Source organism: Roseomonas aerilata DSM 19363, assembly GCF_000711725.1.
GTDB lineage: Bacteria > Pseudomonadota > Alphaproteobacteria > Acetobacterales > Acetobacteraceae > Roseomonas > Roseomonas aerilata.
Window position 1 is genome coordinate 15,277 of the sequence record NZ_JONP01000031.1, and the last position, 26,182, is coordinate 41,458.

Sequence of the window (26,182 nt, forward strand, 5' to 3'; positions counted from 1 at the left end):
TCTGGTTGGCACGGCTCGCGGTCGCGTTCGGCTTCATCATCGCGCTGCCCTTCATCGTCGCACCGCTGGAGGCCGAGCAGCAGGCCTGGGTCGCCATCGGCGGCCTGTTGGTGTTCACGATCTGCTCGCTCGTGCCCGGCCGCGGCGTGCTCGTCTTCCTCGCGCTGTTCTCCGGCGTGATCTCGAGCCGCTACATCTACTGGCGCATCACGGACACGCTCGATTACACGGAGTTCTGGGCGACCTTCCTCGGCACCGGGCTGCTGCTCGCCGAGATCTACGCCGTGCTCGCGCTGCTGCTCTCCTATCTTCAGTCGCTCTGGCCGCTCGAGCGCCGCCCGGTGCCGCTGCCCGAGAACCCGGACGAGTGGCCCTCGGTCGATGTCTTCATCCCGACCTACAACGAGCCCCTGGATGTGGTGAAGCCGACCATCTTTGCCGCCATGGCGATGGATTGGCCGCGGGACCGGATGAACGTCGTCCTGCTCGACGACGGACGCCGCGAGGAATTCCGGGCCTTCTGCGAGCTGGTGGGCTGCGGATACATGGTCCGCCCCGACAACAAGGGCGCGAAGGCCGGCAACATCAACCACGCGCTTTCCCGCACCTCCGGCGAGTTCGTCCTCGTGCTGGATTGCGACCACGTCGCCACCCGCGCCTTCCTGCAGATGACGGTGGGCTGGCTGCTGCGCGACCCGCAGCTCGCGATGGTGCAGACGCCGCACCACTTCTACTCGCCCGACCCGTTCGAGCGGAACCTCGCCTCCGGCACGCGCGTGCCGAACGAGGGGCTGCTGTTCTACGGCCTGATCCAGCCGGGCAACGACCTCTGGAACGCGGCCTTCTTCTGCGGCTCCTGCGCCGTCATCCGCCGCGTCGCGCTGGAGCAGGTGGGCGGCGTGCCGACGCAGACGGTGACCGAGGACTGCCACTGCAGCCTCAAGATGCAGCGCCTCGGCTGGCGCACGGCCTATCTGCGCCTGCCGCTCGCGGCAGGCCTCGCGACGGACCGCCTGCTCGCGCATGTCGGCCAGCGGATGCGCTGGGCGCGCGGAATGGTGCAGATCTTCCGGGTCGACAATCCCTTGCTGGGGCCAGGCCTGAGCATCACGCAGCGTCTCTGCTACGTGGCGTCGATGTGGCACTTCCTCTTCCCGCTGCCGCGCTTCATCTTCCTCACGGCTCCGCTGGCCTATCTCTTCTTCGGACAGAACCTCATCGCGGCCTCGCCACTCGCGATCGTGGCCTATGCAGGGCCGCACGTGGTCCACGCGGTGCTCACGAACTCGAAGCTCCAGTCGAAGGTGCGCCACTCCTTCTGGTCTGAAATCTACGAGACGGTGCTCTCGCTCTACCTGCTGCCGGTCGTGCTCACGACGCTGCTCGACCCAACGCGCGGCAAGTTCAACGTGACCGACAAGGGCGGGACGCTGGAGGAGGGCTACTTTGACTTCCGCGCGACGGGGCCGAACTTCGTCCTCGCGGTGGTTCTCGTCTTCGGGCTGCTCTCGGGCATCTACGGCATGGCCGCGAACCCGGTGGACAGCCTTGAGTTCCAGGCCTTCGCGCTCAACACGCTCTGGGTGATGCTTTCGCTGCTCACGGTCCTTGCCGGACTCGCGGTCGGCCGCGAGCGCAGGCAGGTGCGCGAGCGCGCGCGGGTCAACGCGATCATGCCAGTGGGCGTGGTGCTGCCCGATGGGCGCCTGGTTCCCGGCGAGACACTCGACCTTTCCCTTGGTGGCGCGGCCGTCGCGGCGCCCCGGCCGGATGGCCTGGCAGACAATGCCTACGTAACGCTGGAGATCGACTTGGGTCCGGAACGCGTGTCGATCCCCGCGGAGGCCCTGCGCTGGCAGGATACCCGCCTTCAGGTGCGCTTCGCCCCGCAGGACGTGCGCGACGAGGGCAACATTACCCGCATCGTGCTCGGCCGGGCCGATGCCTGGGTCGACTGGGACGACGTGCGCCCCGACCGCCCCATGCGCTCCCTGGGCGAGGTGGTTCGCAGCATCGGCGGTCTCTTCCGCGGCAACAGTCAGTTCTCGCTCCGCGCCCGCCGTGCGAGGCGCGAGGCGGCGGCCAGGGTGGCACGCGGGGCCCCGCAGCGCAGTCCGGCGCCGTCCGCGATGCGCGCCGCGCCGCTTCCGCCCAGCGCCAGCCGTGCGGCCGAGGCCGCGCAGCGACGTGCCGCGGCCCGCGCGCGCCGGAGCGCGGCCGTGCTGCTCGCGCTTGGCCTCGGCGCTTCGCAGGCCGCGGCCCAGTCCCCGCGCCCGCAGGCTCCGCCCCCGCCGCAGCCCTTGGGCAGCGCTTTCTCGCCGCCGCCGCTTCCGGGAGGCGCTGCCGTGGCACCCGCGCCGGCTGCGCCCGCTCCTGCCGCCGGACCTTTGGCGCAGCCGCGGCCGGCACCGGCGCTGCCCTCATTCCAGCCGCCGGCGCTGCCTTCGGCCTCCCCCGCCCCGGCGCCGTCGCTGCCCTCCTTCCAGCCCGCGCCCGTTGCGGCACAGCCGGCGGCACCCCAGGTTGCGCCCTCCGCCCCCGTGACCTTCGGTGGGGAGACCACGCCCGGGGTCGGGTCAAGGGTCGAAACGCGCACATTGCGGCAGCTCGGCCTTCGCAGCCCGATGCAGCTGCGCGGCCTGGCGGACCTCCAGGGCATCCTCTTCGGCATCCGCTCGGACGAGGTGGTCACCGGCGCGAAGCTGACCCTGCAGGGCGCGACGAGCCCCGCGCTGATCCCCGAGCTCTCGCAGATCGCGGTGACGATCAACGAGCAGTTCGTGGGCACGATCACGCCGGACCGTTCCCGCCCCGCCTTCGGGCCGGTCGAGTTCGCGATCAACCCGGTCTTCTTCGCCGACAGCAACCGCCTGAACATCCGCTTCACCGGCCGCTACGCGGTGGAGTGCAGCGATCCGCTCTCCGGGCTGCTCTGGTCCACGGTTTCGGATCTCTCGACGCTGCAGCTCACGCTCGAGCGCCTGCCCTTGAACCGCGACCTCGCGCGGCTGCCCGAGCCCTTCTTCGACCCGCGGCTGCTGCGTGAGCCGCTGGTGCTGCCGGTGATCATGGCGGAGGGCTCGGGCAACGACGCGGTCCGCGCCTCCATCATCGCCTCCTCCTGGTTCGCGGTGCAGGCGGATTACCGCGGGGCCACCTTCCCGGTCAGTGCCGTGGTGCCCGCGCGCGGCAACGCCATCGTCGTCGCGACCGGCCCGGACTCGGTGCCCGGGCTCGCTCTGCCGCGCATGGAAGGGCCGACGCTCGCGATCCTGCCCAACCCGAACGACGCCAACTCGCTCCTGCTGCTCGTCGGCGGCCGCACGGGCGCCGAGGCCGCGACAGCCGCCCAGGTGCTCGCGACGGCGAAGGAGGGGCTCTCGGGGGAATCGGCGACCGTGCAGGTCACGGAGCTTCCCGCGCGCCAGCCCTACGACGCGCCGCGCTGGATCCGGAACGACCGCCCGGTGAAGTTCGGCGAGCTGGTGGACCCGACGGACCTGCAGTCCTTCGGCTACGCGCCGGGCCCCATCTCGGTGCCCTTCCGCACGGCGCCCGACCTCTACACCGCGCGCGAGCGCAACCTGCCGGTGGATGTGCGCTTCCGCGCGCCGCCCGGGCCCATCCTCGACCTTGCCGTCTCGCGTCTCGATGCCGCGCTGAACGATGTCTACCTGAAGTCCTTCCCGCTGCGCGAAGGCGAGCCGGGCTGGCCCTGGAACTGGCTCTACCGCACCATCGGGCGTAGCGGCTCGGAGCGGGCCGAGGGGCAGGTGGGCCTGCCGCCCTATCTCGTCTTCGGCCTGAACGAGCTTCAGTTCCGCTTCGACTTGCGTCCGCTGCATCGCGGGGACTGCGTGAGCGTGCCCGGGGACATCCGTTCCTCGATCGACCCTGACAGCACGATCGACCTCTCGGCTGCCTATCGCTTCACGGAACTGCCGAACCTCGCCTATTTCGTTGGCAGCGGCTTCCCGTACACGAAGATGGCGGACCTCTCCTCGACCGCGGTGGTCCTGCCGGACCGCGCCAACCCGCTCGAGATCTCCGCCACGCTCAACGTCATCGGGCGGATGGCGGCGATCACGGGCTATCCGGCGACGCGGATCGAGGTGGCGCGGCCCGGCGGGCTCGACGCCGTCGCGAAGCGGGACCTGTTCGTCGTCGGCTCGCTCCCCCGGCAGCCCGCACTCGCCACCCTCCTGCGGGACGGTCCGATCACGGTGGACGGCAACCGGGTCGCGGTCGCCCTGCCGGACACGTTGCAGAGCTTCCGCAACATCTTCCTCTCGGACGACCGCCGCCTAGACCGTGAGCGTCTGACGGCGACCCTCGGCGGAGCGCAGGGCGAGGGAAGCGGGCTGCTCATCGGCTTCCAGAGCCCGCTCGACGGCGAGCGCTCGGTCATCGCGCTGACGGGTTCCACGCCGCAGGCGATGGAGGCGATGGTGGGGGCGCTCCGCGACCCCGAGCAGCAGCCGCGGATCCAGGGCGACGTGGCGAACCTCGTCAACGGCCGCGTGGATTCCTTCAAGGTGTCGCGGAACTACGGCGTGGGCAGCCTGCCGATCACGCTGCTGCCGCAGCGCTATCTCACCACTCGCCCCGACCTGATGCTGGGCCTTCTCGTCTTCGCGGCGCTGGTGATCGCCGTGCCCCTCTACTGGACGCTGCGTCGCCGGGCCATCCGCCGGCTGAGGATCCGCGCATGACCCCGCTTCGGCAAAGGCTTCTCGCGGCCGCCGCGATGGCCACGGTCCTCGGCGTCGCGCCCGCCCTCGCGCAGGGCGGCGGGGCCGGCGTGCTGCTAGAGCATGCCGCCTTCTGGCGCGCCCAGGGTCAGCCCGCGCGCGCGGCAGCGACTCTGGAGCGGGTGCTGGCGGTCCACCCAGCGCATGCCGATGCGCTCGCCGCGGCAGCAATGGCGCAGATCGAGCTTGGCCAGCCGGCGGTGGCGCAGGGCTATTTCGCCCGGCTGCGCCAGGTAGCGCCGGAGGACACCCGGGTGGCGCGCATCGCCGAGGCGCTGGGCCTGCCGGTTCCGCGTGTCACGCCGGTCCGGGCCACGCCGCCCGCGATCGATGCATCTCTTCAAACTGCCGGTAACCGTGAGGCTGCGGAACTGAACCGTGTCCGCCCGCCATTGGTGGTGGAGGAGGCGCCGCGGCTCTTCCAGGGCGCGCGTGACCCCCGCGTCGCCGGACGCATCGCCGAAGCCGTGCTTCGCCGCGACCCGCGCAATGCCGAGGCACGGGTGGGGGCGATCGACGCCGCCGTGGCGCTGGGCGACCTGGCCTCCGCCGAGGTGCTGCTGGCCGAGGGCCAGCAGGTGAACGGGAACGAGTCACGGCTCTCCTACGCCGAGGCTCGGCTGGCGCTCGCCCAGGGCGACCTCGGCCGCGCGCAGACGGCGCTCCGCCTCGCGGCCGAGCAGCGCCGGGCGCAGATCGGCCAGGACGCGCCACTGGCCGTCGCGGCCGCGAACGGGCGCCGCACGCTGCTCTCCGGGGACGGGCAGGGATCCTCCTTCGTGCCGCTCGACGCCAATCCGGCGACACCCTCGGCCGGCGGCGTGACGCCGAGCCAGCTTCGCGCCTCCGACGACCCGCTGCTGAGCGAGATCGGCCGGCAGCTCGCCGAGGTGAACGAGCGGACGGATGGGCGCGTGGTTCCCAACTTCACCTTCCGCGCGCGCTCCGGCGGGCGCGGGCTGGAGAGGATGCGCGAGTACGGCGGCGGGGCGGAGGTCGCGGCGCCGCTGCCCGAGCTTGGCGGCGAGCTGAGCGCCCGCGTGCAGGCTGCCCATATCGACACCGGCCGGCTGGACGCGACCGTGCCGAACCTGCGCCGCTTCGGCAGCAACGCGCTCGTGCTGCCGGGGCCGGGCGCCACTGTGTCCGACGCGAGGGCCGCCGCGCTGCGCCCGCGGGATGACAGTGCCACCGGCACCTCGCTCGCCCTTGGCTACACGCGCGGGCCGGTCACGGTGGATGTCGGCTCGACGCCGCTCGGCTTCCGCGAGCAGACGGTGCTGGGCGGGATCGAGTGGGTGCCTCGTCTGTCCGAGACCTTCCAGCTCCGCCTTCGCGGCGAGCGGCGCTCGGTAACGGACAGCCTGCTTTCCTGGTCGGGCATGCGCGACGGTGCGAGCGGCACGCCCTTCGGCGGCGTCACGCGCGTCACCGGGCGCGGCCAGCTCGAGTATTACGAGGGCCGGGTGAGCGCCTATGGCGGTGGCGGCTACTCCGCGATCACCGGTCGCAACGTGGCGGACAACCGTCGCTGGGAGGCCGCCGGCGGCTTCTCCTACGCGCTGCTCCGCTCGCCGACCAACGAGCTGACGGCCGGGCTGGACCTGACCGCGATCGGCTACGAGAAGAACCTGCGCGGCTTTACCCTTGGCCAGGGCGGCTACTTCAGCCCGCAGAATTACTACAACGCCTCCATCCCCGTGGATTACCGCGAGCGGATCGGCAACTTCGCCTATCGAGTCGGCGCCAGCGTGGGCGTGGCGAACTTCCGCGAGAGTGCGTCGCGCATCTTCCCGAACAACCCCGACCTGCAGGCGACGCTGGAGCAGCAGGCGCTCTCCGACCCGACGATCGCGACGCGCTATGCCGGCCAGCGCTCCACCACCGTGACGGCCGGCGCCCGCCTGGACCTCGAATACGCCCTGACGCCGACCCTGCGGGTCGGGGCCACCGCCCGCTATGACCGCGCGGCCGACTTCAACGAGACGCGCGCCCTTGTCTATGCCCGATACCGCTTCGACCCATGAGGCGCCGCGCCCGATGACCGCCCCGTCCGAGAACGGCCCCAGCTGGGGTGTCTTCACGCGCGCCCTGCTGGACACGCTGGAGGCGCATATGCAGCCCGAGGAGCGGGCGGTGCTGCTTCGCGCCATCGGGACGCAGATCGCAGCCCTCTCGCCGATTCCGCCGGAGGAGACACTTTCCGGGCTGGAGGCGCGGATGAACGAGCGGCTGGCCGAGCGGCGCTGGGGCGTGGTCTCCATCTCGCTGGACTCGAACGGGCCCGCCCTCGTCCTCACGCATGAGCACCTGCCGATGCTACCGACGGGATCCGATGCGGCGGGCGCCTGGATCGTGCCGGTCCTCGAAGGTCTTCACGCCGGCTGGATCTCCGGCCAGCCGGGCGCCGAGCCGGAGTTGCAGCCGCATGTCGTCAGCAGCGGGCAAGGGACCGCGACGCTTCGCTACGGCGCCTGAAGCCGGGCCTGGCGGCAAGGGAAGGGCGGCCGTGGGCTCGGAATGGCCCTCGCCGAGTAAGGCCCCGCTCAGCCCGGCGCTTCTCCCGTCCCCTGTTCCTTCGTGCCGAGGGCGTCCGCCAGCCGCGTGTCGGCGCTGCCGCGGCGGGCCGGGCGGGGCTGGTCCGGGCCCGGGCTCCAGCCGGTCAGGGTGAGAAGGCGCAGCGTTGCCGGCGTTCCGTCCGTGCCCGGCGGCAGGCTCGCCAGGGCCGCGGGGAAGAGGTCGCGCGGCGGGATCCGGTTGTCGCGGGCTCGCAGGGCGCTTGTCTCCCCCGCGGCCTGAAGGTCGCGCAGGAGGGCGAGGGGGTTGCGGTAGGCGAGCGAGATATCCTCCACATCCGCGACCGGAAGGGCGAAGCCCGCGCGCTGAAGCAGCCCGGCGCCGTCGCGCAGCTCGGGAAAGGGCGAGACCCGGGGCGAGGCGCCGGCGCGGAGAGAGGCCTCCGCCCCCGTGAGCGCTTCGCGAAGGTTCTGCAGCGTGCCCAGGGCGGGGAGCGAGGCCAGGAAGAGGCCGTCCGGCGCCATCGCCCGCCGGATCTGCGCGAGGGCGCCCGGAAGGTCGTTCACCCAGTGCAGGGAGAGGCTGGCGACCACCAGGTCGAAGGAGCCGGCGGCGAAGGGCAGCCATTCCTCATCCCCCGCGACGGCCAGCCCGCCGGCGGAGGCGGCCTGGCGCGGGGAGAGATCCATCGAGGCGACCGAGGCGATCCCGCGTTCCCGCAGCCGCGGGGCGACCAGGCCGCGCCCCCCGATCTCAAGCGCCCGCTCGAAGCGACGGGTCGTGTCGTCCAGCCGGTCCAGCAGGCGCTCGGCCGCCGCCTCCAGCACCGGGGCGACCGCGTGCTGGGTACCGGCGGCCCGTTCCCGCCGGAGGCGGACGAGGCGGCGGTCGAAGATGAGGTGGGGATCGCTCATCGCCCGCATATGTCGCGCGCGGGTTCGCGCTGCCAGGGGTGCCCGCGCTCGCTCCTTGTTGCTAATCAGGACCGGATGGGCCGGAAGGGGCGGGCGATGGCGTTGGCGGTGGGCCTGGGTCGGTTGGCGCGCCGCGGCGGACAGGGGTTGCTCGATGCCCTGCTGCCGCCGCACTGCCTTGCCTGCGACCAACCGGTACTCGACCAGGGTACGCTTTGCGGCGGCTGCTTCGCGGGGCTGCACACGATCGTCGCGCCCCTCTGCTACAATTGCGGCCTGCCCTTCGAGCACGAGGGGCAGGGCGAGGACGAGCTCTGCCCTGCCTGCCTTGCCCGCCCGCCGGCCTTCGAGCGGGCGCGCGCCGCCTTCCTCTACAACGACGCGGTGACGCGGCTCATCCTCCCGCTGAAGCACGGAGACCGCACGGATCTGGCCGGGCCGCTGGCCCGCTGGATGGCCGCGGCCGGGTCCGCGTTGCTGGAGGAGGCGGAGGTGCTCGTCCCGGTGCCGCTGCATCGCCGGCGGCTCTTCACCCGGCGCTACAACCAGGCGGCGCTGCTGGCCTTGCGGCTCGGGCGGCTGGCGGGGCGGCGGGTGCTGCCGGATGCGCTGGAGCGGGTGCGCTCCACCCCGTCGCTCGGGCCGCTCGGGGCGGAGCGCCGGCGCGCCGTGCTGGCCAGCGCGGTGCGGACCCGCCCGCGGGCCGCCCCGCGGCTGGCGGGGCGGCGGGTGCTGCTGGTGGACGACGTGCTGACGAGCGGGGCGACGGCCGGTGCCTGTGCCGAGGCGCTGCTGGCCGCGGGCGCCGCGCGCGTCGAGGTGCTCGCCGTCGCGCGGGTGGCTGACCCCCGGAGCGCCCCACCGGGCCATTGAGGCGCGCCGCCTTGAAGAGATGCGCCCCCTTGCCGAAATGACGGGGATGGCACGCATCGAGATCTACACCATCCCCTTCTGCCCCTATTGCGAGCGCGCGAAGGCCTTGCTGACCCGCAAGGGCGCCGCCTTCGAGGAGCTGGACGCGCCGACGGGCTCGGCGGCCCGCAAGGCGGCGATCGAGCGCTCGGGCGGCCGGTCCACCGTGCCGCAGATCTTCATCGACGGACAGGCGATCGGAGGCTCCGACGATCTGGCTGCGTTGGACCGGGCCGGGAAGCTGGACGCGCTGCTCGCGGCCTGACGCGCAGCCGCTGGCACTCGGCACGCCCGGGTGCCAGAATGGGCGGGGCCGGTCGTTCTGGCCGGATAGGAAGTTTTCAAGAACAGGCATGATCCACTACCAGCTTCGCTGCAGCCAGGACCACGGCTTCGACGGGTGGTTCAAGGACAGTGCGGCCTTCGAGAAGGGGGCTGCAGCTGGCTTCGTCGATTGTCCGATCTGCGGGGACACGAAGGTCAGGCGCGACCTGATGGCGCCTGCCATCGGCAAGGCCCGTCCCGAGCCCGCCCCGGCCGAGCCACCGCCGCCGGCCGCCGCCACCCCGGAACCCCCGGCCGTGACCACGGCGGGGCCGATGCCGGCACAGCTCCTCTCCCTCCTGCAGCGGATGCGGGCGGAGGTGGAGAAGAACTGCGACCATGTCGGCCGCGACTTCGCCGAGGAGGCGCGCCGGATGCACCGGGGCGAGAGCGAGCGCCGCGGCATCTACGGCGAGGCCACCGCCGACGAGGCGGAGGCGCTGGCCGAGGAGGGGATCGAGGTCGGCCAGATCCCCTGGGTGCCCCGGGCGGACGGCTAGGGGGCGCCCCAGGCCTGCAAAATCCGTCCGCCGGACTCAGTCCTTCCGGGCGGCCATGATGTAGTTCACGGCCGTGTCCCGGCTCTCCCGCCAGCCGCCGGTCAGCGGCTCCGGCACCATCCCGGCCACGTCCGTCACGCGCAGCCCGGCGCGCCGCAGGCCTGCGCCGAGCTCGGCGGGCGTGACGAACATCCGCCAGTCATGCGTGCCGACCGGCAGCATCCGCAGCAGGTATTCCGCGCCGAGCTTTGCCATGATGAAGCTGCGGGCCGTGCGGTTGAGGGTGGAGACGAAGACCATTCCCCCCAACCGGACCGAGCGGGCGAGGGAGGCGAGGAAGGCGTCGCGGTCGGCCACGTGCTCGACCACCTCGAGCGCCGTCACCGCGTCGAATGTCTCGGCCAGGTCCTCGGGGCGGCCATGGCGATAGGTGATGCGGAGACCTTCGGCCGCCGCGTGGAAGCGGGCGGCCTCCAGGGCTTCGGCCGCCATGTCGAGGCCGGTAACACGCGCCCCGCGACGAGCCAGAGCCTCGGCCGCGAGCCCAGCGCCGCAGCCGACGTCCAGGAGGGTGAGGCCCCCGAGATCCTGCGGAGGGCGCCCCAGACGCTCGGCGATCCAGCGGGTGCGGAGGGGGTTCATGGCGTGCAGGGGCGCCATGGGGCCCCGCGGGTTCCACCAGTCCGCAGCCAGGCTGTCGAACTTGGCGACCTCCCCGGCGAGGACGGTGCCGCCCTCCATTCCTGCGACCGAGCCCTGCATCACCCGCTGCCCCCGAAGTCGTGACCGAGGTTGCTCCCCCGGGCCTGGGCCGGTATCTGTGCCGCCCCACGCCGGGACGCAACCCGGGCAACCCCTACCCGGCAGCTCCCGATCCCCTGATGGCCCGCATCGTGATGAAGTTCGGCGGCACCTCCGTCGCCGACCTCGACCGCATCCGCAACGTCGCCGCCCGCGTGAAGCGCGAGGTGGAGGCGGGCAACGAGGTTGCCGTGGTGGTCTCCGCCATGTCCGGCGTGACGAACCAGCTCGTTAAATGGTGCCAGGACCTCTCGCCGCTGCACGACGCGCGGGAATACGACACGGTGGTCGCGACCGGCGAGCAGGTGACGACCGGGCTGCTGGCGATCGCGCTGCAAACGCTCGGGGTGGATGCCCGCTCCTGGCAGGGCTGGCAGGTCGCGATCCGCACCGATGGCGCCCATGGCAAGGCGCGGGTGGAGGAGATTGACGGCGCGCTGCTGGTCGAGCGGATGGGGCAGGGGCAGGTGCCGGTGATCGCGGGTTTCCAGGGCATCGGCCCGCGGAACCGCATCACGACGCTCGGGCGCGGCGGCTCGGATCTTTCGGCGGTTGCCGTGGCCGCCGCGGTGCGGGCGGATCGCTGCGATATCTATACCGACGTGGACGGCATCTACACGACCGACCCGCGGATCGTGCCGCGCGCGAGGAAGCTCACGCACGTGGCCTATGAGGAAATGCTGGAACTCGCCTCCGTCGGCGCCAAGGTGCTGCAGACGCGGTCGGTCGAGCTGGCGATGAAGCAGAAGGTTAGGGTGCAGGTCCTGTCCTCCTTCGAGGACAAGCCTGGCAGCCTGGTGGTGGACGAGGACGAGATCGTGGAACAGCCGCTGGTGACGGGCGTCGCCTATTCCCGCGACGAGGCGAAGGTGACGCTGCGCCGGGTACCGGACAAGCCGGGCATCGCGGCGACCGTCTTCGGGCCGCTCGCCGATGCGAATGTCAACGTCGATATGATCGTGCAGAACCTCGGCACGGACGGCACGACGGACATGACCTTCACGGTTGGCAAGGCCGACCTGCCGCGCGCGCGGGAGGTGCTGGAGGGTGCGCGGCCCGAGATCGGCTTCGCCGAGGTCGTGGCGGACCCGGAAGTGACGAAAATCTCCGTCGTCGGTATCGGCATGCGCAGCCATGCGGGCGTCGCGGCCACCATGTTCAAGACGCTGGCGGCCAAGGGCATCAACATCCAGGTCATCTCGACCAGCGAGATCAAGACGAGCGTGCTGGTGGGCGGCGAGTACACGGAGCTCGCGGTGCGCGCGCTGCACACCGCCTATGGGCTGGACGCGCCGGGATGAGCGCGCTGGACCTCACCGACATCCCGGCCTCCCAGGGCGGCGCCGGCATCGGCGGCGCGGCGGCGCAGGCCGCGGCCGAGAGGCCCGAGGTGCCGCCGGCGGCAGCGCCCGCCTTCCCGGCGCCGGACGAGGCGGCGCGCGCGCGGCTGGAACGGCTGATGGCCCGTGGCGCCGCCTTCCTCGGCAGCCGCGTCGCGATCCTCGGCGGCGCTATGTCCTGGATCAGCGAGCGCAACCTCGTCGCCGCCCTGTCCAATGCCGGCGCCTTCGGGGTGATCGCCTGCGGGGCCATGGAGCCCGACCGGCTGGCCGAGGAGATCGCGGCCACCCAGGCGCTGACGAGCAAGCCCTTCGGCGTGAACCTCATCACCATGCATCCGCGCCTCGACGCGCTGGTGGATGTCTGCCTCGCCGCCAAGGTCGGGCACATCGTCTTCGCGGGCGGCATCCCGCCCACGAACGCCATCCGCAAGGCGAAGGACGGCGGCGCGAAGGTGGTCTGCTTCGCGCCGGCCCTGGCGCTGGCGAAGAAGCTCGTGCGCTCGGGCGCCGACGCGCTGGTGATCGAGGGATCGGAGGCGGGCGGGCATATCGGCCCTGTCTCGCTCAACGTGCTCGCCCAGGAGATCCTGCCGGCGATGGCGGCCGAGGTGCCCGTCTTCGTGGCCGGCGGCATCGGCCGGGGCGAGGCGCTGCTCTCCTATCTCGAGATGGGCGCGGCGGGCGCGCAGATCGGCACGCGCTTCGTCTGCTCGACGGAGAGCATCGCCCATCCGCTCTTCAAGCGCGCTTTCATCCGCGGCAACGCGCGCGACGCCCTGCCCACGGTGCAGCTCGACGCCCGCTTCCCCGTCATTCCCGTGCGCGCCCTTCAGAACGAGGGCACGAAGCGCTTCCTGGAGCACCAGGCGGAGGTGATCCGCCGTCACCGGGCCGGGGAGCTGGACAAGGACGCGGCGCAGCTCGACATCGAGCACTACTGGGCGGGCGCCCTGCGCCGCGCCGTCATCGATGGCGACGTGGAGAACGGCTCCCTCATGGCCGGGCAGAGCGTCGGCATGGTGACGCGCGAGGCCCCGGTCGCGGAGATCCTGGCCGAGCTGGTGGACCAGGCGGCCGCCGTGGTCGCGGCGCGGGCTGCCTGACGCGCGGGGCTTCCGCGCCCCGCGCCGCCGCGATACGCTCCGCCGCATCCCCTCCGCAGAGCCTTCCAGCACCCCGATGGTGAAGCCCGACATGATGACGGCCGAGGCGGCGCGCGTCGGCGAGGAGCTGCGCGACGCGCGCCTCGCCCTCGGCGCCACGCTCGACGAGGTAGCGGACGAGCTGCGCATCAACCGGCGCTACATCGCGGCGCTGGAGGAGGGGCGTCCCGGCGACCTTCCCGGCCCGGCCTACGCGCTCGGCTTCATCCGCAGCTACGCGACCGCACTCGGCCTTGACGCGGGCAGCCTCGCCAGGCGCTACCGCGAGAGCGCGACGGCCGGACGAGGCCACACCGACTTCGTCTTCCCCGAGGAGGCGGCGAAGCGCGGCCTTCCCGCCGGGGCCGTGATCCTGCTCGGACTCATGATCCTGGCCGGCACCTACGCCGCTTGGTGGAAGTGGAGCGGCTCGGCGGGGCGGACGGTGGACGCCGTGCCTCCCGTGCCGGCGCGGATTGAACAGGCGGCGCGCGACGCTCGCCAGGCGGCGGCCGAGACCGCGCCCGTGCTGCCCCCCACCCTCGGGCAGGCGACTCCGGGTGGCGCCTCACGCTCCAACGCGCCGGCGCCGTCCGCGAACCCGGCCACCGCCCCCGCCGGCGCCTTCGCGGCGGCGACCGCTGGGCCGCGGGCCCCGGCTGGTCTTCCGGTGGCGCCCGCAACCCCCGCTGCGCCCGGCGATGCACCCTCCCGCGTCAGCCTGCGGGCGACGGACGAGGCCTGGGTGCAAGTGCGCGATCCCCGGTCCGGCCAGACCGTGCTGAACCGCGTGCTGCGCCCTGGGGAGAGCTTCGCCATCCCGCGCGAGGGGCTGGTGCTGACCACCGGCAAGGCCCAGTCGGTGGAGGTGCTGCTGGACGGGCAGGCCACCCAGGCCCTGGCGGGGAAGGTGGGCGTGGCCAGGGACGTTGACCTCGCGCCCGAGCAGCTTCGCCCGCCCCGCGCCGCGCCGGCCGGGCGTCCGCCCACGCGCTAGGGGCGGCCCTGGGGGCCGGTCCGGTCGGGCCTGACCGGGCACGCGGGCCTTGGCCGGGACCGCCGGCCCTGCCATATCGGGGCAGCATTTCGGGGAAGAGCCCGCGCATGTCCTATCGCCCTTACCAGCAGATCGAGCGCCGCCGGTCCCGCCAGATCATGGTCGGCCGCGTGCCCGTGGGCGGCGACGCGCCGATCAGCGTCCAGACGATGACGAACACGCCCACCGAGGACGCGGCGGCCACCATCGCCCAGATCCGGCGGGCGGAGCTGGCCGGCGTGGACATTGTCCGCGTCTCCTGCCCGACCGAGGAGGCGACGGCGGCGCTGGCCGAGATCGTGCGGGAGGTGAACGTCCCGATCGTCGCGGACATCCACTTCCATTACCGCCGCGCCATCGAGGCCGCCCAGGCGGGCGCCGCCTGCCTGCGCATCAATCCCGGCAATATCGGCTCCCCGGAGCGGGTGAAGGAGGTGGTGCGCGCCGCGCGCGACCACGGCTGCTCCATCCGCATCGGCGTGAACGCCGGCTCGCTGGAGAAGCACCTGCTGGAGAAGTATGGGGAGCCCAACCCCGAGGCGCTGGTGGAAAGCGCGCTGTGGCACGCCGACCACCTGCTGCAGAATGACTTCCATGAGTTCAAGATCAGCGTGAAGGCGAGCGACGTGTTCCTCGCCGTCGCCGCCTACCAGCAGTTGGCGGAGGCTTGCGACCACCCGCTGCATATCGGGATCACCGAGGCGGGCGGGAAGCGTACGGGCACGGTGAAGTCCTCCATCGGCCTCGGCAGCCTTCTCTGGGCGGGGATCGGCGACACGCTGCGCGTCTCCCTCTCGGCGGAGCCGGAGGAGGAGGTGCATGTGGGCTGGGACATCCTCAAGTCCCTCGGCATCCGCCACCGCGGCGTGAAGATCATCTCCTGCCCCTCCTGCGCGCGGCAGGGCTTCAACGTCATCAAGACCGTGGAGGCGCTGGAGGAGCGGCTGGCGCATATCGAGCAGCCGATCAGCCTCTCGATCATCGGCTGCGTGGTGAACGGCCCCGGCGAGGCGCTGATGACCGATATCGGCCTCACCGGCGGCGGTGCCGGCACGCACATGGTCTATTCGGCGGGCAAGACGAGCCACACGACCCGGAGCGAGGACATGGTGGACCACATCGTCTCCCTCGTGGAGGCACGGGCGGCGCAGCTCGCGGCGGAGAAGGAGGCGGCGAAGGCCGCCGAAGCCGCGGCAGCGGCCGCCAAGCTGGCGCCGGCGGCCGAGTGATGCCCTCCGCCGAGGAAGACCAGCACCCGGTCCTCGCGGCCCTCGAACAGGCTATTCTCGACCTGCTGGAGGAGTTCGAGGAGGGGCACGGGGCCATGGAGGAGCGGGACGCCGAGGTGTTCCAGGCGGCGAAGGAGCACCTGCGCCGGGCGGTCGCCGTCCTTCGGGAGGGGTAGGGACATCCGTGGCGGGCGGTGCTAATCCGCCGCCCACCATGGCGAAACCAGACCTCCAGCCCGCGCGCGGCACGCATGACCTGATCGGGGAGGAGTTCCGCCGCCACCGCCACGTCACGGAGACGGCCCGGCGGATCGCCGCCCTCTACGGCTTCGAGGAGTGGGCGACGCCGATCTTCGAGGACACCCGCGTCTTCGCCCGCACCCTCGGCGAGACCTCGGACGTCGTCTCGAAGGAGATGTACTCCTTCGAGGACCGCGGCGGGGAGAGCATCACGCTGCGCCCCGAGGGGACGGCCGGCGCCTGCCGGGCCCTCGTCACCAACGGGCTCACCCAGTCCAACCTGCCGCGCAAGGTGTTCTACGCGGGGCCGATGTTCCGCTACGAGCGGCCGCAGAAGGGCCGCTACCGCCAGTTCCACCAGATCGGCTGCGAGGTGATGGGCGCGGCCGAGCCGCTGGCCGATGCCGAGGTGATCGCCTGCGGCTGGCACATCCAGCAGGAGCTGGGGATCAGCGAGGGGACGGTGCTGGAGATCAACACCCTCGGCGACGCCGCGAGCCGGGACGCCTATCGCGCCGCGCTGGTGGCCTATTTCCGGGCCTCGGCGGACAAGCTCTCGGAGGACAGCCGCGCGCGGCTGGAGAAGAACCCGATGCGGATCCTCGACAGCAAGGATCCCGGCGACCGCGCCCTCGTCGCGGAGGCACCGACGATCGCGCCCCATCTGACCGAGGCCGCCGCTTCCTTCTATGCGGGCGTGAAGCGGGCGCTGGAGCGCTTCGGCGTGCCCTTCCGGGAGAATCCGCGGATCGTGCGCGGCCTCGACTACTACAGCCACACCGCCTTCGAGTTCGTCACCGAGCGCCTGGGCGCCCAGGGCACGGTCATGGCGGGCGGCCGCTACGACGGGCTGGTGGAGGAGATGGGCGGCCCGCCCACGCCCTCCGTCGGCTGGGCGGCCGGGATCGAGCGGCTTTCCATGCTGCTCGAGACGGCGCCGAGCGCCCCGCGGCCCGTGGCTGTGATCGCCGTGGGCGAGGCGGCGGAGGGCGCGGCGCTCGACGCCGTCCAGGCGCTCCGCCGGGCCGGGGTGGTCGCGGAGATCGCCTATAAGGGCAACCTCAAGCGCCGGATGGAGCGTGCCAACCGCCTGGGCGCCCGCGCCGCCGTCATTATCGGGGAGGAGGAGATGGCCGGAGGCGTCGCTCAGCTCCGCGACCTCGATGCCGGCACGCAGGAGCGGGTTCCGCTCGCGGAACTGGCCGCGCGGCTCGGCTGATGGCACTTCCCGCGAAGCTGGACCGCCTCCTCTCCCGCGCGGAGGAGCTGCGCCACGAATTGGGCACCGCCGACGGCAGCCGCTTCGGCGCGCTGTCGAAGGAACTGGCCGAGCTGGAGCCGGTCGTCGAGAAGATGGGCGAGCTGCGGGCCACCGAGCGCGCCCGCGACGACGCCGAGGCGATGATGGCCGATCCCGAGATGCGGGAGCTGGCTGAGGCCGAATATTTCGAGATGCGCGACCGCGTGCCCGCCCTGGAGCACGAGATCCGTATCATGCTCCTGCCCAGGGATGCCGCGGACGAGCGATCCGCCATCCTCGAGATCCGTCCGGCGGCCGGCGGCGACGAGGCCGGGCTCTTCGCGGCCGAGCTGTTCCGCGCCTACCAGCGCTACGCCGAGGGCCAGGGCTGGCGCTTCGAAGTGCTGGAGTGGGACGAGAGCGACGCGGGCGGCATCAAGGGCGCGAGCGCCAGCATCGCGGGCCGCGGCGTCTTCGCGCGGCTGAAGTATGAAAGCGGCGTGCATCGCGTGCAGCGCGTACCCGCCACCGAAACCCAGGGCCGCATCCACACCTCCACCGTGACGGTCGCCGTGCTGGCGGAGGCGGAGGAGGTGGACGTGCAGATCAACGAGAGCGATCTTCGCATCGACACCTACCGCGCCTCCGGTGCCGGCGGGCAGCACGTGAACAAGACGGACAGCGCCGTCCGCATCACCCACATCCCCACTGGCACGGTGGTCGCGATGCAGGAGGAACGGTCCCAGCACAAGAACCGCGCCAAGGCGATGACGGTCCTGCGGGCCCGGATCTACGAGGCCCAGCGGCAGGCGCTGACGGGTGCCCGCGCCGCGGACCGCAAAGGTCAGGTAGGCACGGGCGACCGCAGCGAGCGCATCCGCACCTACAACTTCCCCCAGGGCCGCGTGACCGACCACCGCATCGGCCTCACGCTGCACAAGGTGGAGCGGGTGATGATGGGCGAGCTGGACGAAATCATCTCCGCCCTCATGGCCGAGGACCAGGCGGCACGGCTGGCGGCCGAGGAGGGGTGAGCGGCTGCGAGCCAGGCGGCTCGGTCGGCGCCTTTCTCTGCCAGGCGGGGCAGGTACTGCGCGCCGCGGCAATCGAGGCGCCTCGGCAGGAAGCGCGGCTGCTGCTCGCCCATGCCATGGGATGCCGGCAGGAGGACCTGCTGCGCGACCCTCGTGCCCCGGTGCCGCCCGAGGCTGAGGCGCGCTTCCGCGAGGTGCTATCGGCCCGCGCGCGGCGCGCGCCTATGGCCTATCTTCTCGGCCATACCGGATTCTGGACGCTCGACCTGCTGAGCACCCCCGCCACCCTCGTCCCACGCGCCGATACCGAGGCGCTGGTGGAGGCGGCGCTGGCAGCCTTTCCGGCTCCGGAGACGGTCCGGCGGGTGCTGGACCTCGGTACCGGCACGGGGGCGTTGCTGCTCGCCGCGCTGTCGGAGTTCCCCGACGCTTTCGGGGTCGGGGTGGACCGGAGCCCGGAAGCGGCGGCCCTGGCGCGGGCGAACGCTGCGCGCAACGGCCTCTCCTCGCGCGCCGCTTTCCTGGCTGGGGATTGGGGGGCAGCGCTGGCGGGGCGCTTCGACCTCGTCCTCTCCAACCCGCCCTATATCGAGTCCGCGGCCATTCCCGGGCTGATGCCGGAGGTGGCGCTGCACGAGCCGGCCCTCGCGCTGGATGGTGGGGCGGACGGGCTGGACGCCTATCGCGCCCTCGCCGCACTCCTGCCGCAGGTGCTGGCCCATGGGGGCAGGGCAGTGTTGGAACTCGGCCAGGGGCAGGAGAAGACCGTCGGGGCTCTGATGTGCGGGGCAGGGCTGCGGCCCCTCGGCTGCCGGCCCGATCTCGGCGGCGTTCCGCGGGCGCTGGTGGTCGGCCGGTAGGGCTTCCAAAAAAATGATTTGGTGGAATCGATGGGGCCCACTACCTTGACCTTGTGGCACCTATCGCGCATGCAGCGCGCCGGGTCCGCCGGAGCCCCGGTCCCCTCGCCAATGCAGGGCTGGCCATGTCACCGGCAAGCCGCTCGGCACAACGATCATCATCTCGCCAGCCGGAGCCCCGGGCGAACCCAGGGGCCGCAACCCAGGATCCAAAGTTGGGGCCGATTGCAGGGCGTTGGCGCGAGCATGGAAGTGCGAACCAGACCCAGATGAACATGAAGCGTATGCGCGGCCGTGGGAACTTCCGTCAGGGAGGGCATGGCGGCGGCCATGGCGGCGGCGGCGGTGGACCCCGTCCCCAGGGCGGTGGCAACCAGCCCATGAACCGCAACCACGTGTTCGATTCCATCGGACCGGACATGCGGATGCGCGGCACGGCCCAGCAGCTTTTCGAGAAGTACCTCCAGCTCGGCCGCGACGCGACCGGCTCGGGCGACCGCGTCATGGCCGAGGGCTACTTCCAGCACGCGGAGCACTATTTCCGCATCCTGAACGCCATGAACCAGGCCCAGCAGCAGCAGGGCGGGAACCAGGGCAGCCAGCAGGGTGGCCAGGGCCGGCGCTACCAGGGCGGCGACAACCAGCAGGACGCCTATCCCGAGGCGGACAGCGAGGGCGGCGTCAACGGCTATGACGGGCAGCCGATGGACGGCGACGCCCGCGAGACCATCCAGTAGGCTGGTCCGCCGGGGCGGCGGTCAGGTGATGACCGCCACCTCCAGCTGGCCCTGCCGGCGCAGGACATTGAGCGAGACGCCCCCGTCGGCCTTGTGCCGGCGCAGGCGCACGTCCACGGATGCCTCGCCCAGTCGCAGGTTCTCGATGCGCAGCTCCTCCAGCCAGGGCGGCAGGATGGGGCGGTGGAAGCGCACCGTCCGCTCCTCTGGGCGGAAGGAGAGGCCGAGCATGGCGCCGAGCGCCGCATAGGCGGCCGCCGTGGCGGAGGAATGGGGCAGGCAGGCCACCGGATAGGCGGTCGGGCTCTCTCCCTCCCGCCGCGGGAAGCCACAGAAGAGTTCCGGCAGGCGGCGCAGGTCGCCGGCCTGCGCGGCGTCGTAGATCCCCGTCAGCAGCCGCTCCAGCGGACCGTTCAGGCCGTAGCGCTTCATGCCCAGGGCGATCAGCGCGTTGTCGTGCGGCCAGACCGAGCCGTTGTGGTAGGACATGGGGTTGTAGCGGCTTTCCCCCTCCGCGATCGTGCGGATCCCCCAGCCCCCGAAGGATTCCGGCGCCATGAGCGTCTGGGCGAGCCGGTGGGCGCGCTCCGGCGGCGCGAGGCCGGTGAGCAGTGCGTGCCCCGCATTGGAGGAGCGCACCCGGCAGGGCCGCTTAGCCGCGTCCAGCGCCATGGCATAGGTCGAGAGGTCCTCGCACCAGAAGGCCTCCTCCACCCGGGCGCGGAGGGCATCGGCATTGCTGCGCCAGACCTCCGCCTCGTCCTCCAGGCCGAGGGCAAGGGCCATGCGGCCGGCACCGCGCCAGGCGGCCTCTGCGTAGGCCTGGACCTCGATGAGGGCGATCGGCCCCTCCGCCAGCTGCCCGTCTTCATGGAAGACGCTGTCCCAGCTGTCCCGCCAGCCCTGGTTCAGCAGGCCGTCCTGGGACTGGCGCTCGTATTCGAGGAGCAGGTCGCCATCGAGGTCCCCGTGCCGCTCGATCCATCGGAGCGCGGCGACGATGTTCGGCCAGATCTCCCGGATCAGCGCCCAGTCCCCGGTCCGATCCGCATACTGGCTGGCGAGCATGACGTAGAGGGGGGTGGAATCGGCGGAGCCGTAGTAGCGGCCGAAGGGCACCTCGTGGAGCGCGGCCATCTCGCCGCTGCGGAGCTCATGGAGGATCTTGCCGGGCTCCGCGTCGCGGGCGGGGTCCAACTCCGTCGCTTGGTGACGGGCGTGGAAGCGGAGCACCCCGCGCGCGAGCGCCGGGTCCGCCCAGAGGCACTGCATGGCCGTGAGAAGGGAGTGTCGGCCGAAGGGCGAGGAGAACCAGGGGATGCCGGTATAGGGCACCGGGCCGGAGGGCGTCTGCGTGGTCAGCATCGTCAGGTCCGCGGCCGCGCGCGCGAACCAGTCGTCGAAGACCTTGTTTGAGGAGAGAACCCGCGCCCCCTCGGCCCCGCGCGCGCCGCTCCATTCGCGGATGCCCGCGAGGAGGCCGTCGAAGGCGGGAGAGGGCGGCGGTGCCCTCTCGGGGCCGGACTCGCAGGTGATGGCGATCTCGATCACGCGGGCGCCACCGGGGGGAAGGTCCAGCGCCCAGCGGTTGTCGCGGCCGGGCGGTCCATCCGGCGGCGGGTCGAAGGACAGGCGGGTGCGCCGTTCGGCCCCGTCCAGCCCGGAATAGGCGAAGACGAGGCCGCCGCCCTCGCGGCCCTCCGGCTGGCGCCGCTCTCCCCTGCCGGCGCGCCGGTGGCCGCGCACCTCGAAGATATCGGCGAAGTCGGCCGCGAAGGTGAGCAGGAGTTCCGAGGTGAGTTGGGCTCCGGAGAAGTTCCGGAGCGTGATCCGCTCCCGCACGAGGCCGTTGCCGAGCACGATCTGGCGCTCGACGTGGATCGAGTTCCGCACCAGGCGCCGGTCGGGCGCCACAGGGATGTCGGGGTTGGTCATGTTCACCGTGAGCACGGTGTTGTCCGCGCTGACGGCCGAGGAGAGCAGCAGCGGCCGGAGCCCGGCGAGGCGGAGGGACACGCGGGAGAGGAAGCGCGTGTCCTCGTGGAAGAGGCCCTCGGCGGTCGAGCCGATCGCCTGGGCGTCGCCGAAATGGTCGAGGACGAGAAAGGAGGAACCGTTCTTCAGCGTCCGCGGGCGGTAGAGCGCGAGGGCCGTAGCGGCGGTGGAGGCGACGCTCCAGGCATTCTCGTCCTCCGGCCGCGGCAGGCCGGTTGGCTCGTGGTCCATTTTGTCACTCCCTGCCCCGGCCCGGTTCCCGCCCCGGCTGGTAGGGGGCGCGGGGCCGGAGGGGCAGGCGCAAGGATGCGGGCCGGCCGGCGGGCGGGCAAGGTGCTCCGGACACTCTACCGGCGGTTGTTGCTAAGCCTCCTCAAGCGCATCGCCCACCGCGACGCGCCCGCCCTCCAGCACCGTGGCGTGGACGCCAAGGTCGGCATGGCCGAAATGCTCCCGGAGCAGCCTCGGGATGTCGAGGTCGCGCTCGCCGGTCGCAAGGTCCACCTGCGTGGCGGGGCAGCGGACAGTGCGCTTGAAGACCGAGAGCCGCGCGCCGCCCAGCAGCACCTCCCGCCCTACCCAGTCGAATTCGGCCCAGGCGGGCAGGCCGGTGAAATAGATGTTTGCGCGGAAGCGAAGCGGGTCCAGCCGCTGGCCGAGCGCCGCCTCCAGCGCGTGCAGGCTGGCGAGGTTGATCAGCGAGACGCCCTTTCGCGCCTGGTCGGTGAAGGCGTGGCCCGGCGCCTCCGTGAAGCGGGGTGCACGCGCGGTTCCGTCCGGTGCCGTTCCGTGGCGCGCTTCCTCCCCGAGGAAGCGGATGAGCCAGTCGCCGAGGGCGGCCTTTCCCTCTGCCGTGGCGGTGGGCGCGGAGAGGGGACGGTGACCCTCGGCCGCGAGGGAGAGGGTGCCGTCATGCGGGTCGAAGGCCGCGCGCACGAGGACGACGCGCGCGTTCTTCATCATGCAGGCGAAATTCTGCTTCGGCAGGAAGCGCGGCTCGGCTTCGTCGAAGGGGGAATCGCCTTGCGCGAGGGCAAAGCGGCGGTCGTGCGGGATCGTCTCGCCGGGGCTGAGGAAAACCTCCTCCAGGCTCTCGGCCGTCAGGCCCTTCACGGGGTAGCGGAAGAGTTGTTCCACGCGCATCGGGAGCCTCTTGAAGCCGGGCCGCGGGCGTTACCACATCCTTGTCACAACGCCGAACCCGTTGCCTCCTGAGGGGCGGGAAGGGCGGTCGCCAATGATCCCGCGGGCCCGCCCGCGGCGGAGGGACATAGCATGGACATCGAGAAACTCACCGAGCGCGCCCGGGGCTTCCTGCAGGCCGCGCAGACGATCGCGATCCGCGAATACCATCAGCGCGTGACGCCCGAGCACCTGCTCAAGGCCTTCCTCGACGACGAGGAGGGTGCGGCCGCCGGCCTGATCCGTGCGGCGGGCGGCAATCCCGCGGGTGCCAAGGCTGACATCGACCTCGAAGTATCGCGCAACCCGCGCGTCTCCGGCGGTGGCGCTGGCCAGCCGCAGGTAACGCCCGAGCTGGTGCGCGTGCTGGACGCGGCCGAGCGCACGGCGACGCGCGCCGGCGACAGCTTCGTGGCGCAGGACCGGCTGCTGGTGGCGATCGCCGCGAGCGAGACGCCCGCTGGCCGTGTGCTGGTGAAGAGCGGCGCGACCGCGCAGAAGCTGGAGGCTGCCATCGCCGAGGTCCGCAAGGGCCGCACGGTGGACAGCGCGAATGCCGAGCAGCAGTTCGACGCCCTGAAGAAGTATGCCCGCGACCTGACGGAAGCCGCGCGCGACGGCAAGCTCGACCCGGTGATCGGCCGCGACGAGGAGATCCGCCGCACGATCCAGGTTCTCGCCCGCCGCACGAAGAACAACCCCGTGCTGATCGGCGAGCCTGGTGTCGGCAAGACCGCGATTGTTGAGGGCCTGGCGAACCGCATCGTCAACGGCGACGTGCCGGAGGCGCTGAAGAGCAAGCGCGTGCTCGCGCTCGACCTCGGTGCGATGGTGGCGGGCGCCAAGTACCGCGGCGAGTTCGAGGAGCGCCTGAAGGGCGTTCTGACGGAGATTGAGAACGCGGCCGGCGAGGTGATCCTCTTCATCGACGAGATGCACACCCTCGTCGGCGCGGGCAAGGCGGACGGCGCGATGGACGCCTCCAACCTGCTGAAGCCGGCGCTGGCGCGCGGCGAGCTGCATTGCATCGGCGCGACCACGCTGGATGAGTACCGCAAGCACGTGGAGAAGGACGCGGCGCTCGCCCGTCGCTTCCAGCCCGTCTTCGTGGGTGAGCCGAGCGTGGAGGACACCGTGTCCATCCTGCGTGGCATCCGGGAGAAGTACGAGCTGCACCACGGCGTGCGGATCGCGGACTCCGCGCTTGTCGCGGCGGCGACGCTGTCGAACCGCTACATCACCGACCGCTTCCTGCCGGACAAGGCGATCGACCTCGTAGACGAGGCGGCGTCGCGCCTGCGGATGGCCGTGGACAGCAAGCCGGAGGAGCTGGACGCGATCGACCGCGACCTCCTGCGGAGCCGCATCGAGCGTGAGGCGCTGAAGCGTGAGACGGATGCGGGCAGCCGCGACCGGCTGGAGAAGCTGGAGCGCGAGATCGCCTCGCTGGAGGAACAGTCTGCCGCCCTGACCGCCCGCTGGCAGGCGGAGAAGAACAAGCTTTCCGAGGCCCAGAAGGCGAAGGAGGAGCTCGACCGTGCCCGCACGGAGGTCGAGGCGGCCCAGCGCCGCGGCGACTATGCCCGAGCCGGTGAGCTGACCTATGGCGTCATTCCCGGGTTGGAGAAGAAGATCGCCGAAGGTGCCGACGACGGCGGCCGTCTCGTGAACGAGGCGGTGACCGAGGAGGGGATCGCGGCGGTCGTCTCCCGCTGGACTGGCGTGCCGGTGGAGAAGATGCTGGAGGGCGAGCGCGCGAAGCTCCTTCGCATGGAGGACGAGCTGCGCCGCCGCGTCGTCGGCCAGGAGGAGGCCCTTGAGGCCGTCTCAAAGGCCGTGCGGCGGGCGCGGGCGGGGTTGCAGGATCCGGGGCGGCCGATCGGCAGCTTCCTGTTCCTCGGCCCGACCGGCGTCGGCAAGACCGAGCTGACGAAGGCGCTGGCGAGCTTCCTCTTCGACGACGACCGGGCGCTGCTGCGGATCGACATGTCCGAGTACATGGAGAAGCACGCGGTCTCCCGCCTGGTCGGCGCGCCCCCCGGCTATGTCGGCTACGAGGAGGGCGGTGCCCTGACGGAGGCGGTGCGCCGTCGGCCGTATCAGGTCATCCTCTTCGACGAGGTAGAGAAGGCGCATGAGGACGTGTTCAACATCCTCCTGCAGGTGCTCGACGACGGGCGGCTCACGGACGGGCAGGGGCGGACGGTCGATTTCCGGAACACCCTGATCGTCCTGACCAGCAACATGGGCTCCGAGGTGCTGGCGGCGCAGCCCGAGGGGGAGGACGTGGACCTTGTCCGCGGCCAAGTGATGAACATCGTCCGGACGCGCTTCCGGCCGGAGTTCCTCAACCGGCTGGACGAGATCGTGCTCTTCCGTCGCCTCGCGCGCGGGGACATGGGGTCCATCGTGGAGATCCAGCTCGGCCGGCTGCGCAAGCTGCTGGAGGAGCGGAAGATCACGCTGGAGCTGGACGAGGAGGCGCGGGACTGGCTGGCCGAGGCCGGCTACGATCCGGTCTATGGCGCGCGCCCCCTGAAGCGGGTCATCCAGCGCAACTTGCAGGATCGCCTGGCCGGCCTGTTGCTGGAGGGCCGGGTGCGCGACGGGGAAACGCTTCGGGTCACCGTCGGGCCCGACGGGCTGGAAGTACGCCATGTCGATTCGATGGCGGAAAGTGTTGTGTGACACTTTGACAGGCGTGGGCGGCGCCCATATAAGCCGCCCACACCGACGGCGCCGCTGAATGAAGCGCGCTGACGGAGCCCGGAAGGGAAGATAGCGGGGTTGACGGAGCGGCCGATGGCCGCTATATCCGCCGCCCCGCTGCTTCAGTCGGGATTATCGAGAGAGGGTTGGGCTTGCCCAGCTGGGGAAACCCGGAACCCTTGCTCGTTTTGTTCCTTCACAACAGCATCTGTTTCTTGAAGACGAGAGAGAGTTGTATCTTGCCTTATGTGGGGAGGGATGCGTGGCCAGTGCCGCGTGTTCTGAGCCGTTGGGGTGGGGTACGGGTGAGTAGCGAGTGCGCGTGATGGTCAGGGTTTTCTGAAGGTTTTGCTGATTGGGGCTTTAGGGTTCTGGTTGGTGGGATCTGATGAACTTGAGAGTTTGATCCTGGCTCAGAGCGAACGCTGGCGGCATGCTTAACACATGCAAGTCGCACGGACGGTTTCGGCCGTTAGTGGCGGACGGGGGAGTAACGCGTAGGAACATATCCAGGGGGGGGGGATAACGCTGGGAAACTGGCGCTAATACCGCATGTGAGCTGAGGCTCAAAGCAGTGATGCGCCTTTGGAGTGGCCTGCGTCCGATTAGCTTGTTGGTGGGGTAATGGCTTACCAAGGCGTCGATCGGTAGCTGGTCTGAGAGGACGACCAGCCACACTGGGACTGAGACACGGCCCAGACTCCTACGGGAGGCAG

General features: G+C 71.5%; 20 protein-coding genes and 1 rRNA gene. 17 read left to right on the forward strand and 4 right to left on the reverse strand.

Translation table 11 applies throughout. The features are described 5' to 3' along the window. Nucleotides 1-5 precede the first annotated feature (5 nt). Genes bcsA through bcsD form a run of 3 tightly spaced genes read left to right on the forward strand, consistent with a single transcriptional unit; the run spans nt 6 to nt 7,229 of the window. Nucleotides 6-4,712: a UDP-forming cellulose synthase catalytic subunit gene (gene bcsA / locus BO39_RS23440; RefSeq protein ID WP_052402519.1), complete on the forward strand. Its 4,707-nt coding sequence runs from the start codon at nt 6-8 to the stop codon at nt 4,710-4,712. Continuing rightward, nucleotides 4,709-6,778 (forward strand): cellulose synthase subunit BcsC-related outer membrane protein, encoded by a 2,070-nt coding sequence (locus tag BO39_RS23445; protein WP_043838145.1) that lies wholly within the window; start codon nt 4,709-4,711, stop codon nt 6,776-6,778. Before bcsA ends, BO39_RS23445 begins: the two co-directional genes overlap by 4 nt. Nucleotides 6,779-6,791: 13 nt before the next feature. After that, nucleotides 6,792-7,229, forward strand: coding sequence for a cellulose biosynthesis protein BcsD (bcsD, locus tag BO39_RS30360; protein ID WP_052402520.1), 438 nt, complete (start codon nt 6,792-6,794; stop codon nt 7,227-7,229). Between the two features lie 68 nt (nt 7,230-7,297). On the opposite strand, the gene BO39_RS23455 is transcribed toward bcsD, so the two are convergent. Further along, entirely contained in the window at nt 7,298-8,191 is an 894-nt protein-coding gene (locus BO39_RS23455; protein ID WP_043838147.1) for a methyltransferase domain-containing protein, read from the reverse strand. An 87-nt stretch (nt 8,192-8,278) separates the two neighbouring features. Between BO39_RS23455 and BO39_RS23460 the strand changes: the two genes are divergently transcribed. The 3 genes from BO39_RS23460 (at nt 8,279) to BO39_RS23470 (ending at nt 9,918) form a co-directional block, all read left to right on the forward strand. Next, nucleotides 8,279-9,055: a ComF family protein gene (locus tag BO39_RS23460; protein WP_052402521.1), complete on the forward strand. Its 777-nt coding sequence runs from the start codon at nt 8,279-8,281 to the stop codon at nt 9,053-9,055. A 46-nt stretch (nt 9,056-9,101) separates the two neighbouring features. After that, a complete protein-coding gene (grxC, locus tag BO39_RS23465) occupies nt 9,102-9,359 on the forward strand; it encodes a glutaredoxin 3 (RefSeq protein WP_043838196.1) in 258 nt (85 codons plus the stop codon). An 88-nt stretch (nt 9,360-9,447) separates the two neighbouring features. After that, the gene (locus BO39_RS23470) at nt 9,448-9,918 is read left to right on the forward strand and encodes a DUF1178 family protein (protein WP_043838150.1); all 471 of its coding nucleotides are present in this window, start codon (nt 9,448-9,450) and stop codon (nt 9,916-9,918) included. Between the two features lie 36 nt (nt 9,919-9,954). On the opposite strand, the gene ubiG is transcribed toward BO39_RS23470, so the two are convergent. Next, nucleotides 9,955-10,680, reverse strand: a complete 726-nt coding sequence (gene ubiG / locus BO39_RS23475) for a bifunctional 2-polyprenyl-6-hydroxyphenol methylase/3-demethylubiquinol 3-O-methyltransferase UbiG (RefSeq protein ID WP_043838152.1) — start codon at nt 10,678-10,680, stop codon at nt 9,955-9,957. Between the two features lie 119 nt (nt 10,681-10,799). On the opposite strand from ubiG, the gene BO39_RS23480 reads away from it, so the two are divergent. From BO39_RS23480 to BO39_RS23515, 9 genes are all read left to right on the forward strand, one after another. Continuing rightward, on the forward strand, nt 10,800-12,020 hold the full coding sequence (locus tag BO39_RS23480; RefSeq protein WP_043838154.1) for an aspartate kinase: 1,221 nt from the start codon (nt 10,800-10,802) through the stop codon (nt 12,018-12,020). Between the two features lie 158 nt (nt 12,021-12,178). Continuing rightward, a complete protein-coding gene (locus BO39_RS23485; protein WP_052402523.1) occupies nt 12,179-13,165 on the forward strand; it encodes an NAD(P)H-dependent flavin oxidoreductase in 987 nt (328 codons plus the stop codon). Nucleotides 13,166-13,241: 76 nt separating this feature from the next. Then, nucleotides 13,242-14,201, forward strand: a complete 960-nt coding sequence (locus BO39_RS23490; RefSeq protein ID WP_043838156.1) for a helix-turn-helix domain-containing protein — start codon at nt 13,242-13,244, stop codon at nt 14,199-14,201. A gap of 107 nt (nt 14,202-14,308) precedes the next feature. Beyond that, the gene (gene ispG / locus BO39_RS23495) at nt 14,309-15,469 is read left to right on the forward strand and encodes a flavodoxin-dependent (E)-4-hydroxy-3-methylbut-2-enyl-diphosphate synthase (RefSeq protein ID WP_043838158.1); all 1,161 of its coding nucleotides are present in this window, start codon (nt 14,309-14,311) and stop codon (nt 15,467-15,469) included. Beyond that, the gene (locus BO39_RS32845; RefSeq protein WP_156963850.1) at nt 15,469-15,645 is read left to right on the forward strand and encodes a hypothetical protein; all 177 of its coding nucleotides are present in this window, start codon (nt 15,469-15,471) and stop codon (nt 15,643-15,645) included. Before ispG ends, BO39_RS32845 begins: the two co-directional genes overlap by 1 nt. 38 nt (nt 15,646-15,683) lie before the next feature. Next, nucleotides 15,684-16,928, forward strand: a complete 1,245-nt coding sequence (gene hisS, locus BO39_RS23500; protein WP_043838160.1) for a histidine--tRNA ligase — start codon at nt 15,684-15,686, stop codon at nt 16,926-16,928. Further along, on the forward strand, nt 16,928-17,983 hold the full coding sequence (gene prfA, locus BO39_RS23505) for a peptide chain release factor 1 (protein ID WP_043838162.1): 1,056 nt from the start codon (nt 16,928-16,930) through the stop codon (nt 17,981-17,983). The genes hisS and prfA overlap by 1 nt, the downstream gene beginning before the upstream one ends. Beyond that, the gene (gene prmC, locus BO39_RS23510; RefSeq protein ID WP_043838165.1) at nt 17,980-18,843 is read left to right on the forward strand and encodes a peptide chain release factor N(5)-glutamine methyltransferase; all 864 of its coding nucleotides are present in this window, start codon (nt 17,980-17,982) and stop codon (nt 18,841-18,843) included. Before prfA ends, prmC begins: the two co-directional genes overlap by 4 nt. 380 nt (nt 18,844-19,223) lie before the next feature. Then, nucleotides 19,224-19,580, forward strand: coding sequence for a DUF4167 domain-containing protein (locus BO39_RS23515; RefSeq protein ID WP_408735180.1), 357 nt, complete (start codon nt 19,224-19,226; stop codon nt 19,578-19,580). Nucleotides 19,581-19,601: 21 nt separating this feature from the next. Here the strand turns inward: BO39_RS23515 and BO39_RS23520 are convergent, their stop codons facing one another. Continuing rightward, nucleotides 19,602-21,806 carry an amylo-alpha-1,6-glucosidase gene (locus BO39_RS23520; RefSeq protein WP_052402522.1) on the reverse strand — a complete coding sequence of 735 codons (2,205 nt, stop codon included), beginning with the start codon at nt 21,804-21,806 and terminating at the stop codon, nt 19,602-19,604. Between the two features lie 132 nt (nt 21,807-21,938). After that, nucleotides 21,939-22,718: an MOSC domain-containing protein gene (locus BO39_RS23525; RefSeq protein WP_043838169.1), complete on the reverse strand. Its 780-nt coding sequence runs from the start codon at nt 22,716-22,718 to the stop codon at nt 21,939-21,941. Nucleotides 22,719-22,850: 132 nt separating this feature from the next. Between BO39_RS23525 and clpB the strand changes: the two genes are divergently transcribed. Further along, nucleotides 22,851-25,445: an ATP-dependent chaperone ClpB gene (gene clpB / locus BO39_RS23530; RefSeq protein WP_043838172.1), complete on the forward strand. Its 2,595-nt coding sequence runs from the start codon at nt 22,851-22,853 to the stop codon at nt 25,443-25,445. A 411-nt stretch (nt 25,446-25,856) separates the two neighbouring features. Then, a 16S ribosomal RNA gene (locus tag BO39_RS23535) occupies nt 25,857-26,182 on the forward strand; the annotation flags it as partial.